The following is a 13203-nucleotide window of genomic DNA, read 5'->3' as shown; positions in this document are numbered from 1 at the left end:
GAAGTGATCTGAAAGGACGGAGTTACCGCCTTGTCACTTCGCATCATCTTCATGGGTACGCCGGAATTTTCGGTGCCGACGCTGGCGGCCCTCGCCGAGGCTGGCCACCAGATCGTCGCCGCCTATACTCAGCCTCCGCGACCGGGCGGCCGACGCGGGCTCGATCTGCAGAAGTCGCCGGTGCATCAGGCGGCCGAGCTGCTCGGCATTCCCGTGCTGACGCCGGTCAACTTCAAGGACGAGGCGGATCGCCAGACCTTCCGCGACTTCGACGCCGATGTCGCCGTCGTCGTCGCCTATGGCCTGCTTCTGCCCGAGGCGATCCTCACCGGCACCAAATACGGTTGCTACAACGGCCATGCTTCGCTGCTGCCGCGCTGGCGTGGTGCTGCCCCCATCCAGCGCGCCATCATGGCCGGCGATCATGAGACCGGCATGATGGTGATGAAGATGGACAAGGGGCTTGATACCGGCCCCGTCGCCCTCACCAAGGCCGTCCAGATCGGCGCGACGATGACGGCGGGCGAGTTGCACGACCGGCTGATGCAGGTCGGCGCGACGTTGATGCGGGAGGCGATGGCCAAGCTCGAAGCTGACGATCTGCCGCTGGCGGCGCAGCCGGAGGAGGGCATCGTCTACGCCCAAAAGATCAGCAAGACGGAAACCCGCATCGACTTCGCCCGTCCTGCCCGCGAGGTGCACGACCATATCCGCGGCCTGTCGCCGTTCCCTGGCGCCTGGTTCGAGCTTGAAATTGCCGGCAAGCCGGAACGTATCAAGGTTCTGAATTCCGAGCCGGCCTCGGGTGCCGGCGAGCCCGGCACGGTGCTCGACGACAATCTGACGATTGCCTGCGGCGAGAGCGCGGTGCGGCTCACGCGCCTGCAGCGCGCCGGCGGCAAGGCGCTCGGCGCCGCCGACTTCCTGCGTGGAACGCCGGTGGCTACCGGCACGAGGGTCGGCTGATGCCGCGGTTCAAGCTGACCGTCGAATATGACGGCTCGGACTATGTCGGCTGGCAGCGACAGGACAATGGCCAATCCGTGCAAGGGGCAATCGAAAAAGCGATCCTGTCGCTGACCGGAGAGACCGTGTCGATCCGCGGCGCGGGCCGCACCGATTCCGGCGTGCATGCCAGCGGCCAGGTCATGCATGTCGATCTGACGCGCCCGTGGAAGCCCTATACGTTGCGCAACGCGCTGAACGCCCATCTGGGGCTTGCGGGCGAGCGTGTGGCGATCCTCGAAGCCGAGGAAACGTCGCCGGAGTTCGACGCGCGTTTCTCGGCGCTGCGCCGGCACTATCTCTACCGCATCATCTCACGGCCGGCGCCGCTGGCGCTGGAAGCCAGGCGCGCCTGGTGGGTGCCGAAGCCGCTCGATCACGCGGCAATGCATGAAGGCGCGCAGCGCCTCGTCGGCCATCACGATTTTACCACGTTCCGTTCCGCCCATTGCCAGGCGACGAGCCCGGTGCGCACCCTCGATCGGCTGGATGTCGCGCTCGTCGCCGGCGTCATCGAAATCCGCGCGACGGCGCAGAGCTTCCTGCACAACCAGATCCGGTCCTTTGCCGGTTCGCTGAAGCTGGTGGGCGAGGGGAAGTGGGCACCGGACGACCTGCAGGCCGCACTCGAAGCGCGCGATCGCAAGGCCTGTGGTCCCGTGGCCCCGCCCGACGGGCTCTACTTCCTGCAAGTGGATTACTGATCGCGGGGAGATCCCGGGCTCCAAAGCGTGTCTCGATCTTTCAGATTCGCTCGCGCTTTGAGTCCTTGAAATTCCGCATGTCGTTATCGCAAAACCGCTCCGCACTTTTGCGCGACATGCGCTAGCCCGGAATCAGGCCGAAGAAGCGCTGCAAGAGATCACCGATCATCATCGACGGCAGCAGAAAGAGCGCCGTCAGCGCCGAGGCCAGCAGCATCTGGTTGCCCGTTATCATGCGCAAGAGCCGGAAGAGGACCGCGACGCTGACGACGAGCAGCGCCAGCCAGATCAGGCTCGTCAGGCCCTGGCTTCCCGGAATGATCAGGCGCATGGCGGCGGGAATGGCCATCGCGTAGGAAAGCGGGACCGAGAGCCAGTTGGTGGTGACGACGATGGGCACCACGGCCCCGGCAAAACCGAGCGGGCGCGACAGTATGGCAATCAGCACCAGCGGCAGCAGCCAGCTGACGAGATCGACGACCAGAAGCTTGAAGATGAAACCGAAGCCGATGGTCGTTCCGGCGGGCATCACCGAGAGATAGTAGAACCGCCAGGACGCCCATGTGACGGCGATCGCCGGCAGGCACCAGAGCATGGAGGTGAAGGAGCGCCAGAGGCCGCTCTCACTGAAATCGAGCCAGCGGAATCCCTCCTCGTTGCCCTGTGCCAAGAGCCAGAGGCCCTTGATATAGGCAAGCACCTCATCAAGCAGCGGCATGGCCGAACCAGCTGAAGATGAAGGTTTCGTAGATGTTCGTCAGCGTCTCGAGGTCGGCGACGGCCACGCGCTCGTCGACCATGTGCATGGTCTGGCCGACCAGGCCGAATTCGACCACCGGGCAGTAGTCCTTGATGAAACGCGCATCCGAAGTGCCGCCCGTGGTCGACAGCTTCGGCTGCCGGCCGGTGACAGCCTCCACTGCGCCCGAAAGCGAATCGATCAGCGCATTGTTGCGCGTAAGGAAGACGTGGCTCGGACGCTCGGCCCAGGTAATCTCGTAGCGAACAGGTGCGCGGTCCGGGCGCAGCCTGCCGCTAGCTGCGGCGCGATCGAGCCGCGCGACGATCTCCGCCATCAGGCTTTCGGCCGTCCAGGTGTCGTTGAAACGGATGTTGAAGGCGGCACTCGCCTTGGCCGGAATGACGTTGACGGCGCCATTGCCGACATCGATCGTCGTCACCTCCAGGTTCGATGCCTGGAAACTCTCCGTGCCGTTGTCGAAGGGCGGATCCATCAGCGCCTGCGTCAGTTGCAGGATGCCGCGCACGGGATTGTCGGCGAGATGCGGATAGGCGGCATGGCCCTGCACGCCGTTGACGGTGACGCGACCGGAGAGCGAGCCGCGCCGGCCGATCTTGATCATGTCGCCGAGATGATCCGGATTGGTCGGCTCACCAACCAGGCATGCATCCCAGCGCTCGCCCTTGTCTGCGGCCCATTGCAAGAGCTTGGTGGTGCCATTGATCGCCGGCCCCTCTTCGTCACCGGTGATGAGGAAGGAAACCGAACCCGTCGGGAGCCCATGCTTTTCGATATGGCGGGCGACTGCGGCGACGAAGCAGGCGATGCCGCCCTTCATGTCGACCGCGCCGCGGCCGTACATTTCGCCGCTGGCGATGTCGGCGGAGAACGGGCCGTGGCTCCAGGCGGCCTCGTCGCCGACCGGAACGACATCGGTATGGCCGGCGAACATCAGGTGCGGGCCTTCGCTTCCGAGCCGCGCATAGAGGTTTTCGATATCGGGCGTGCCGACGTCCTTCGCCATCACGCGATCGACCGTGAAGCCGAGCGGTTTCAGCATCGCCTCCAGGGCGGAAAGCGCTCCGCCTTCGGCCGGGGTGACCGAGGGGCAGCGAATGAGGGTGGCGAGATTGGCGATCGGATCGGTGGGGGTCATCTAACGCTATGCCGTCTGCTTGGCCGCTGGGGCCAATGGAATGGAGGCTGCTGGTTTATCCGATCGCCAGCGAACTGTCACGCGGGATGCAATGCGGCGCCGCGCCTGGGCGGAGGCGCGACGCCGCAGCGTCAGCGGGCCGGGATGGATCCGGCCCGCGTGAAGAGTGTAACGGGGTAGAAGGGCCCTATTCTCCGGGTGCGAGATGCGGCGCTTCGATATGGGCTCCGGCGTGCTTCAGCGGCCGCTCGCCGGTGAGCTTGCGGATCAGCACGTAGAACACCGGCGTCATGAAGATGCCGAAGGCGGTAACGCCGATCATCCCGGCAAAGACCGCGACACCCATGGCCGAGCGCATTTCCGCACCGGCGCCGGTGGACGTGACCAGCGGCACCACGCCCATGATGAAGGCCATCGAGGTCATCAGGATCGGGCGCAGACGCAGCCGGCTCGCCTCGATCGCGGCCTTGACCGGGGTGCTGCCCGACAGTTCGAGTTCGCGGGCGAACTCGACGATCAGGATGGCGTTCTTCGCCGACAGGCCGACCAGCACAATCAGCCCGATCTGGGTGAAGACGTTGTTGTCGCCTCCCGTCAGCCAGACGCCCACCAGCGCCGCCATGATACCCATCGGCACGATCAGGATGATCGAGATCGGCAGCGTCAGGCTTTCATACTGAGCCGCGAGCACGAGATAGACGAGCAGCAGCGCCAGCGGGAAGACCAGGATACCGGAATTGCCGGCCAGGATCTGCTGGTAGGTGAGATCGGTCCACTCGTAGCCGATGCCCGGTGGCAGCGTTTCGGCGGCGATCTTCTCGATGGCTGCCTGCGCCTGGCCGGACGAGAAGCCCGGTGCCGGGCCGCCGTTGATGTCGGCCGACAGGAAGCCGTTGTAGCGGATCGCCCGTTCGGCACCAACGGTCTGCTCGACCTTCAACAGCGCCGACAGCGGGATCATCTCGCCGGTCTGCGAACGCACCTTCAGCTTACCGATGTCGTCGGCATGGCTGCGGTAGTTGGCATCCGCCTGGATGCGCACGCTGTAGGTGCGGCCGAAGGCGTTGAAGTCGTTGACGTAGAGCGAGCCCAAATAGATCTGCAGGGTCTCGAAGACGTCGGTGACCGCCACGCCGAGCTGGCGCGCCTTGACGCGGTCGAGGTCGGCATAGAGCTGCGGCACGTTGATCTGGAAGCTCGAATAGAGCCCGGCCAGCTCAGGCGTCTGGTAGGCCTTGGCAAGGAACGCCTTGGTCGCCTCGTCGAGCGCCTGGTAGCCGAGGCCGTTCTTGTCCTCGAGCTGCAGCTTGAAGCCGCCTGTTGTGCCGAGGCCCTGCACGGGCGGCGGCGGGAACATGGCGATGAAGGCATCCTGGATCGCGCCGAATTCCTGATTGAGCTGCATGGCGATCGCGCCGCCTGACAGTTCGGGCGTCGTACGTTCCTCGAAGGGTTTCAGGGCGACGAAGACGATGCCGGAGTTCGACGAATTGGTGAAGCCGTTGATCGACAGGCCCGGGAAGGCGATGGCGTTCTTGACGCCCGGATGCTTGAGCGCGATCTCGCTCATGCGCTTGATCACGTCTTCCGAGCGGTCGAGCGTTGCTCCATCAGGAAGCTGGGCGAAGCCGATCAGGTACTGCTTGTCCTGGGCCGGCACGAAGCCGCCGGGGATGGCGCGGAACAGCGTGAAGGTGACGCCGAGCAGCAGGACATAGACGACCATGATCAGCGACTTGCGCGTCAGGATCCGGCCGACGCCGCGGCCATAGGCCTCCGAGCTTGCCCCGAAGAAGCGGTTGAAGCCACGGAAGAACCAGCCGAAGGCCTTGTCCATCGCCCGCGTCAGCCAGTCCTTCGGCGCGTGATGGTCCTTCAGGAGAAGGGCGGCCAGCGCCGGAGACAGCGTCAGCGAGTTGAGGGCAGAGATGACCGTCGAGATTGCGATCGTCAGCGCGAACTGGCGATAGAACTGGCCGGTGAGGCCGGTGATGAAGGCGAGCGGCACGAAGACGGCGACGAGCACCAGCGCAATCGCGATGATCGGGCCGGAGACTTCCTGCATGGCGCGATAGGTCGCCTGGACGGGTGACAGGCCCTGCTCGATGTTGCGTTCGACGTTTTCCACCACCACGATCGCGTCGTCGACGACGATGCCGATCGCAAGCACCAGGCCGAAAAGGCTGAGCGCGTTGATCGAGAAGCCGAAGACATACATCACAGCGAAGGTGCCGACGATCGAGACCGGCACGGCGACGAGCGGGATGATCGAGACGCGCCACGTCTGCAGGAAGATGATGACGACGAGCACGACGAGGGCGATCGCTTCGAGCAGGGTATGGATGACCGACTCGATCGAGGCGCGCACGAACTGGGTCGTGTCGTAGACGATCTCGTAGTCGACGCCCTCGGGCATGGTGAGCTTCAGCTCGGCCATGGCCTTGTGCACCTCTTCGGAAATCTGGATCGCGTTTGAGCCCGGCGCCTGGAAGATACCCATGCCGACGGCCGGCTTGTTGTCGAGCAGCGAGCGCAGCGAGTAGTCGGCAGCGCCCATCTCGACGCGGGCGACGTCGCCAAGGCGGGTCACTTCGCCCTCGGCGCCGGATTTGACGACGATGTTGGCGAAATCCTCGGGCGTCTGCAGGCGCCCTTGAGCGTTGACGGAAAGCTGCAGGTCGAGGCCGGGCACGGAGGGCGAGGCGCCGATGACGCCGGCGGCCGCCTGGACGTTCTGACCGCGCACCGCATTGGCGATGTCGCTTGCCGCAAGGCCGCGCTCGGCGGCCTTCTGCGGGTCGATCCAGACGCGCATCGAATAGTCGCCGCCGCCGAAGATCTGCACCTGGCCGACGCCGTCGATGCGGGCCAGCCGATCCTTGACGTTCAGCACACCGTAGTTGCGTAGATAGTTGATGTCATATTGCCCGTTCGGCGAGATCAGGTGCACGACCAGCGTCAGGTCTGGCGAGCTCTTGACGGTGGTGACGCCGAGGCGGCGCACCTCTTCGGGCAACCGCGGCTCGGCCTGCGAGACGCGGTTCTGCACGAGTTGCTGGGCCTGGTCGGGATCGGTGCCGAGTTCGAAGGTGACGGTCAGCGTCATCAGGCCATCGGCGGTCGCCTGGCTCTGCATGTAGAGCATGCCTTCGACGCCGTTGATCTGTTCTTCGAGCGGTGTCGCCACCGTCTCGGCGATAACGGCCGGGTTGGCGCCCGGATACTGCGCGCGCACGACGATCTGAGGCGGCACGACTTCGGGATATTCGGAGATCGGCAGACCGGTCATGCCGATCAGGCCGGCCACGAAGATCAGGACCGAAAGAACGCCCGCGAAGACCGGACGGTCGACGAAGAAGCGTGAGAAATTCATGGTATCCCCCTTGGGACGAGTTCGGGCAGACGGCGGGTGTTCCGCGGCGAAAGGTGTCGCCGCGCGGCGCTGTCTGCTGAGTGATGCCTAGGCCGGCCGCCTCTTCACACCAGGCAAAGAGGCACCTGATTACTTGGCGATCGAGGCAGTCGTTTCCTCGACCTGCTGCGGCGCCACGACGACGCCGGGGCGAACCCGCTGCAGGCCGTTGACGACAATGTTCTCGCCGGACTTCAGGCCGCTTTCGACGATCCGCAGACCGTCGGAATTCGGCCCGAGTTTCACCTGGCGATACTCGACCTTGTTGTCGGTACCGACGACGAAGACGAACTTCTTGTCCTGGTCGGAGCCGATGGCGCGGTCGCTGATCACGAGCTTTTCCTCGGGATCCGGCTCGCCGATGCGGATGCGGACGAACTGGCCGGAGATCAGCCTACCGTCGGCGTTTTCGAGCGCTGCACGCACCCGGATCGTGCCGGTTGCCGCATCCACCTCGTTGTTGATGAGCTGGATATGGCCCGTGATCGGCGTACCCTCGTCGGCGGCGGTGCCGACCTGGACCGGAAGGCGCTCGATCGCGTCGCCGCCTGCCGAGGCGGCAAGCTTGGCGAGTGCGGTCGTGACCACCTCTTCGCTGGCGTTGAAGCTCGCATAGATCGGATCGACCGAGACGAGTGTCGTCAGCACCGGCGAGGCAGAGCCTGCGGCGACCAGGTTGCCGGCGGTGACGTCAAGCCGGCCGACGCGGCCGGAAATCGGCGCCCGCACCTCGGTATATTGCAGGTCGAGTTCGGCTGTGCGCAGCGCCGCCTTGGCCGAGCGCACTTCGGCTTGCGCTTCGTCATAGGCGCTGGAGCGCTGGTCGACGCTGCTCTGCGGCACGGCACTGGTGGTCACCAGCTTGCGTCCACGGTCGAGTTCGATCTTGGCGAGCGCGACGCGCGCTTCCGCTGCCTCGACCTGGGCCTTCGCCCGTTCGACGGCCGCGGCATAGGGCTCGGGATCGATCGTCACCAGGAGATCGCCCTGCCTGACGAGCGCGCCTTCGCGGAAATGCGCCTTGAGAATGGCGCCGCCGACGCGCGGGCGAACCTCGACGCGCTCGATCGCTTCGAGCCGGCCGGAGAATTCCTCCCAGGTGGTGATACGCTTGGACTGCGCCCGCGACACCGAGACCGGCACGGCCGGAGGTGGCGCCGCGGCGGTCTCGGTTGCGGCGTCGGCCTCGAAATGCTGCGGCAGGCCGAGCATGACGGCACCACCGCCGGCGACAGACAAAAGGATACTCAGGCCGGCGCCCCAGAGGGCCCGACGGGTCATTGTCGATGTCATTTTTTCTCTCCTTGCCGGTTGGGAGCCGGCGCTTTGCTTTCGATGTCAGACAAGGCGAAGGGGCTGGGGACCGCCGCTCTCGTCTAACGCACCGTCATTTCCGCCGGCTTCGCCCCCGTCTTCTGGAAGAATCGGGAGAAGATGCCGGTAATTTCTTCCTGCTGCGCCGCCCAGTTTTCCTTGGCGACCGTATTCTGCGGCAGCCATCCGGCGCGTCCCGGCAGGACGTGAGATTCAACCGATACGCCCGCCTGACGCAGGCGTTTGGCATAGGCTTCGGTTTCGTCGCGCATCGGACACTCCTCGCTGGTCAGGATCAGCGAAGGCACGAGGCCGGTGAGCCGCGTGCAGTGGGCCGGCGCAGCGTAAGGATGCGTGAAGCCGCCGCTTTGCCCGAGGTAGCGCTGCCAGCCATCGGCGATCGATTGCGCCGAGGACTGCGGACAGTATTGCCGGAACGATTCCGTCGCCAGGCAAGGGTCGAGCATCGGCGACAAAAGGATCTGGCCCTTGAGGTCGGTCAGATACTGGTCACGCGCCATCAGCGCGGCGCCGGCGGCAACATTGCCGCCCGCCTCTTCGCCGGCTACGAACAGCGACGATTTCTTATGCGCGAACTGTGGGCAGCGCGAGCGCATCGACGACAGCATGGCGTAGGCGACATCAAGCGCCGCGGGAAACGGATTGAGGCAAGCTGCGGAATATTCCGGCGAGATCACCACGGCTCCAGCCGCCGCAAGCGCCTCGGCGACGCGCTCACCGGCGGCGATCGTTCCGCCCATGAAGGAGCCGCCATGCAGGTGCAGCACGACCGGCGGCGGATTGAGCAAAGCTTCGCCGCGGTAGACGCGTGCCGTGCAGCAGCCTTGGCCGGTCTGCATCGTCTCCACTTTGAACAGTTCGCCCATCTCTCTTGCCTTCGGCCCGAGCTCAACCCACATGTGGCGACAACACGCCACGATAGGAGAATAACATTGTCTTCTGTCTGGAATAGTCTTTTCAAACTGACTACACTATTCGTATTCTCGAACAATTATGGCTCTTGAAAATGGACCAGCTCACGGCCATGCGTGCGTTCCTCCGGGTCGTCGAAACCGGAAATTTTACCCGTGCTTCCGCTTCGCTGAATATGCCCAAGGCGACCCTCACCAATCTCATTCAGGGGTTGGAGGCGCATCTGCGCACAAAACTTTTGAACCGCACCACGCGCCGCGTGCTGGTGACGCCCGACGGTGCGCTCTACTACGAACGGGCCGCTCGGTTGCTGACCGACCTCGATGAACTCGACGGTAGCCTGTCGAGCGCCCAAACCCTGCCGAAGGGGCGCCTGCGGGTGGAGATGGCGAGCGCGATTGCCAACCTGATCGTCATTCCGGCCCTGCCGGAGTTTCACAAGCGCTATCCCGATATTCAGATCGACCTCGGGGTCTCGGACAGGACGGTCGACTACGTGGCCGAGAATGTCGATTGCGCCATTCGAGTCGGCACGCTCACGGACCAGTCGCTGATCGCGCGCCGCATCACCGAGATGAGCTTTGTCGCCTGCGCAGCACCCGATTACCTCTCGCGCCATGCGATGCCGCAGCACCCCTCGGATCTTTCGAAGAACTGCTATGTCGTCGGTTATTTCCGGTCGCAGACCGGGCAGCAGATGCCGTTCTACTTCAAACGCGGCAACGAGGAGATCGAGGTGAACGGCCGCTATGCCGTCGCCGCCAATGAATCCACCACCTATCTCGCGGCCGCCCGTGCCGGTCTCGGCGTGATCCAGGCGCCGCGTTTCATGGTGCGTGACGATCTCGTGTCCGGAGCGATGCGCCCGGTGCTTGAGGATTGGGAGGTCGAATCCATGCCGATCTACCTCGTCTACCCGCCGAACCGGCACCTGAGCAGCCGCCTTCGCGTCTTTGCCGATTGGGTGGTCAAGGTCGTCGCCCAGTCGCAGCTCGATGCCTGAGGCTCACCGGCTCCGTTCGGCATCGTAGCGCTCGCGCGCCGCATCCAGCGCGCCGAAATGCGTTTCCGCCCAGCGATCGAGCACCAGCAGGGTTTCGCTGAGCGAGCGGCCGACCGGGCTCAGGCTGTATTCCACATGCGGCGGCACGGTCTTCATATCCTTGCGGACAACCAGGCCGTTGCGTTCCAGGTCCTTCAGCGTCTGCGTCAGCATCTTCTGCGAGATGTCGCCGAGGCGGCGCATCAGCGCGGCATTGCGCATCGGCCCGCCTTCGAGCGCCGAGATGATCAGCATCGGCCACTTGCCGGCGATCAGTTCCAGCGCATGGCGTGACGAACAGGTCGGATCGAAGACGTCAGGGACGGACGTCGCGGTCGCTGGTTTGTCGGGATTTTCCATAGTTACCAAAAGGTGCGTAATTGTCATTCGGTGCCTATGCTACCAGCTTGTTCGTCATGTGAGAATTCCGATGGAGACGAACATGGCATGGATCATTCTGATAGCGGCGAGCCTCATCGAGATCGTCATGGGGCTGGCGCTGAAATATGCGGAGGGCTGGACGAAGCTGGTGCCGAGTGTGATCGGTATCGCCGCAGCGCTCGGCAGCGTCTATCTCCTGACGATCGCGATGCGGGACCTGCCGGCAGGCACGGCCTATGCCGCCTGGACCGGCATCGGCTCTGTCGGCATCACCGTGCTCGGCATCGTGCTCTTCGGCGACCCGGTCTCTTGGATGCGCATCACCTGCATCGCGATGATCATCGTCGCCGTCGCCGGCCTTCGCTTCCTCGAGGCCTGAGACGAGCATCGCTCGCAACCATGCTCACGAAAAAAGCGCCGCGATCGGATCGCGGCGCTTTTTTGACTGACTGTGAACTCTGCCGGTGTCGGCTTAGCCCTGGCGGTTCTTGGCGTTGCCCTTGGGCTTGGTTTTGGGCTTGAAGCCGCCGTCCTTGCCGGCGTCCGGCTTGCCCTTCTTCTTGTTGCTCCAGGGCTTGTCTGCAGCCTTGGCCGGCGGCCGGTCCTCGGTATGGGCCGGTCCATCGGAATAGGCGGCCTTCTTTTCGAACTTCCGCTTCGGCTTGAAGTCGCCGCGATCATCGCTCCGCACAGCATCGTCGGAATAGGGGCGCTTCTTGGCAAAGGCCGGCTTGTCCTTGGAGAAGTTCGGTTTGTCCTTGGAGTAGCTCGGCTTTTCCTGACGCTGCTGCGAAAGGTCAGGCGCGCCGGCGAGCGGCTTCACCCGGATGCCTTTCTCCAGCATCTTGTCCTTGCCGATGGCCGACAGGAACCGCTCGGCGCCCTCGGCGGTCATCTCGACGAAGGTTTCTTCCTGCTGCATGCGGATCGCGCCGATGTCGCGCTTCGTCAGCTTGCCGTGGCGGCAGAGCATCGGGATCAGCCAGCGCGGTTCGGCGCTCTGCTTGCGCCCGACCGAGAGCGAGAACCAGCTGCCGTCGCTGAAATCGGCCCGATCGGCGCCGAAGTCCTCGCGCGGTGCACGATCATCGCGCGGTGCGCGTTCGTCGCGGCGCGGCTTGGCGCCAACGGTAACCTCGATCAGGTCTTCCGGCGCCGACCGTCCCGAACGGAACTGGCGCACGAAGGCGGCGGCCATCTGCTCGGCGCCGTGGCGCTCGAGAAGTGCCGCGACGATCGCCTGTTCGTCCTCGCGGATCGGCTCGGCAAAGCTCGTGTCGGCAAGCAGGCGCTCGTCGTCACGCTGGCTGACTTCGTCGGCCGACGGCGGGCGAGCCCAGGTCGCGGTGATCCGGCCGCCGTCGAGCAGACGCTCGGCCTTGCGGCGCTGGTTGACCGGCACGATCAGCGCGCTCACGCCCTTCTGGCCGGCGCGCCCGGTGCGACCGCTGCGGTGCAGCAGCGTTTCCGAGTTGGTCGGCAGGTCGGCATGGATGACCAGTTCGAGGCCCGGCAGGTCGATGCCGCGGGCGGCGACGTCGGTGGCGATGCAGACACGGGCGCGACCGTCGCGCATGGCCTGCAACGCGTGGGTGCGCTCGTTCTGGCTGAGTTCGCCCGAGAGCGCCACCACCGAGAAGCCGCGGTTGTTGAAGCGCGCGGTCAGATGGTTGACGGCCGCGCGGGTCGAACAGAAGACGATCGCGTTTCTGGCCTCGTAGTAGCGCAGCACGTTGATGATCGCGTTTTCGCGATCGTTCGGCGCCACCGTCAGAGCGCGATACTCGATGTCGACATGCTGCTTCTGTTCGGAAGCGGTGCTGATACGCACGGCGTCGCGCTGGTAGTTCTTGGCAAGTGTCGCGATCGATTTCGGCACGGTTGCCGAGAACATCAGCGTACGGCGGTCATCGGGGGATTCCTCGAGAATGAATTCGAGGTCCTCGCGGAAGCCGAGGTCGAGCATCTCGTCGGCCTCGTCGAGCACGATGGCGCGCAGCGAGGAAATGTCGAGCGAGTTGCGGCGGATATGGTCGCAGAGGCGTCCGGGCGTGCCGACGACGATGTGCGCGCCGCGTTCCAGCGCGCGCTTCTCGGTACGCATGTCCATGCCGCCAACACAGGAAGCGATGGTCGCGCCGGTCTGTTCGTAGAGCCATTCGAGCTCGCGCTTCACCTGCAGCGCCAATTCGCGCGTCGGGGCGATCGCCAGCGCCAGCGGTGCGCCGGCCGGGCCGAAGCGGCGCTCGTCACCCAGCAAGGTCGGCGCGAGCGCAAGGCCGAAGGCGACGGTCTTGCCGGAACCGGTCTGCGCCGAGACCAGCGCGTCCCTGCCGGCCAGCTCCGGGTCGCGCATCGCCTTTTGAACCGGCGTCAATTCGTTGTAACCGCGTTTTGCCAACGCCTCGGCGATCGCAGGCGCGATCCCTTCGAATTCAGTCATATCGTGTCTTTCGGATTTCGGTCGTCATGCCCAGGACGATCGGATCGTCATTGGCGCGAATTGCCGTGGCC

11 protein-coding genes are annotated in these 13203 nt (G+C 64.8%); 4 read left to right on the top strand and 7 right to left on the bottom strand.

Going from position 1 to position 13203, the window contains the following annotated elements; translation table 11 throughout:
* The first annotated feature begins 30 nt into the window (after positions 1-30).
* Positions 31-966, top strand: coding sequence for a methionyl-tRNA formyltransferase (gene fmt / locus V7S54_RS03695; protein ID WP_065372244.1), 936 nt, complete (start codon positions 31-33; stop codon positions 964-966).
* Positions 966-1709: a tRNA pseudouridine(38-40) synthase TruA gene (gene truA / locus V7S54_RS03690; RefSeq protein WP_065372245.1), complete on the top strand. Its 744-nt coding sequence runs from the start codon at positions 966-968 to the stop codon at positions 1707-1709. Before fmt ends, truA begins: the two co-directional genes overlap by 1 nt.
* A 121-nt stretch (positions 1710-1830) precedes the next feature.
* On the opposite strand, the gene V7S54_RS03685 is transcribed toward truA, so the two are convergent.
* From V7S54_RS03685 to V7S54_RS03665, 5 genes are all read right to left on the bottom strand, one after another.
* Positions 1831-2427, bottom strand: a complete 597-nt coding sequence (locus V7S54_RS03685) for a hypothetical protein (RefSeq protein WP_336408051.1) — start codon at positions 2425-2427, stop codon at positions 1831-1833.
* Positions 2414-3607 (bottom strand): succinyl-diaminopimelate desuccinylase, encoded by a 1194-nt coding sequence (gene dapE, locus V7S54_RS03680; protein ID WP_065372247.1) that lies wholly within the window; start codon positions 3605-3607, stop codon positions 2414-2416. Before dapE ends, V7S54_RS03685 begins: the two co-directional genes overlap by 14 nt.
* 187 nt (positions 3608-3794) lie before the next feature.
* Positions 3795-6980, bottom strand: a complete 3186-nt coding sequence (locus tag V7S54_RS03675; RefSeq protein ID WP_336408050.1) for an efflux RND transporter permease subunit — start codon at positions 6978-6980, stop codon at positions 3795-3797.
* A gap of 129 nt (positions 6981-7109) precedes the next feature.
* Positions 7110-8312 (bottom strand): efflux RND transporter periplasmic adaptor subunit, encoded by a 1203-nt coding sequence (locus V7S54_RS03670; RefSeq protein ID WP_065372249.1) that lies wholly within the window; start codon positions 8310-8312, stop codon positions 7110-7112.
* 83 nt (positions 8313-8395) lie between these two features.
* On the bottom strand, positions 8396-9220 hold the full coding sequence (locus tag V7S54_RS03665; protein ID WP_065372250.1) for an alpha/beta hydrolase fold domain-containing protein: 825 nt from the start codon (positions 9218-9220) through the stop codon (positions 8396-8398).
* A 140-nt stretch (positions 9221-9360) separates the two neighbouring features.
* Between V7S54_RS03665 and V7S54_RS03660 the strand changes: the two genes are divergently transcribed.
* Positions 9361-10269, top strand: coding sequence for a LysR family transcriptional regulator (locus tag V7S54_RS03660; RefSeq protein WP_065372251.1), 909 nt, complete (start codon positions 9361-9363; stop codon positions 10267-10269).
* Between the two features lie 3 nt (positions 10270-10272).
* On the opposite strand, the gene V7S54_RS03655 is transcribed toward V7S54_RS03660, so the two are convergent.
* Complete coding sequence (locus V7S54_RS03655) at positions 10273-10695, bottom strand: winged helix-turn-helix transcriptional regulator (RefSeq protein ID WP_234792856.1); 423 nt, start codon at positions 10693-10695, stop codon at positions 10273-10275.
* Positions 10696-10750: 55 nt separating this feature from the next.
* Between V7S54_RS03655 and V7S54_RS03650 the strand changes: the two genes are divergently transcribed.
* Positions 10751-11068, top strand: coding sequence for a DMT family transporter (locus V7S54_RS03650; protein WP_065372447.1), 318 nt, complete (start codon positions 10751-10753; stop codon positions 11066-11068).
* A 93-nt stretch (positions 11069-11161) separates the two neighbouring features.
* Here the strand turns inward: V7S54_RS03650 and V7S54_RS03645 are convergent, their stop codons facing one another.
* Positions 11162-13132: a DEAD/DEAH box helicase gene (locus V7S54_RS03645; RefSeq protein ID WP_065372253.1), complete on the bottom strand. Its 1971-nt coding sequence runs from the start codon at positions 13130-13132 to the stop codon at positions 11162-11164.
* Between the last annotated feature and the right edge of the window lie 71 nt (positions 13133-13203).

It is taken from the genome of Ensifer sp. CCNWLY38 (assembly GCF_037120565.1).
Taxonomy (GTDB): Bacteria; Pseudomonadota; Alphaproteobacteria; order Rhizobiales; family Rhizobiaceae; genus Ensifer; species Ensifer adhaerens_H.
This window is presented reverse-complemented; position numbering and strand designations above follow the sequence as displayed.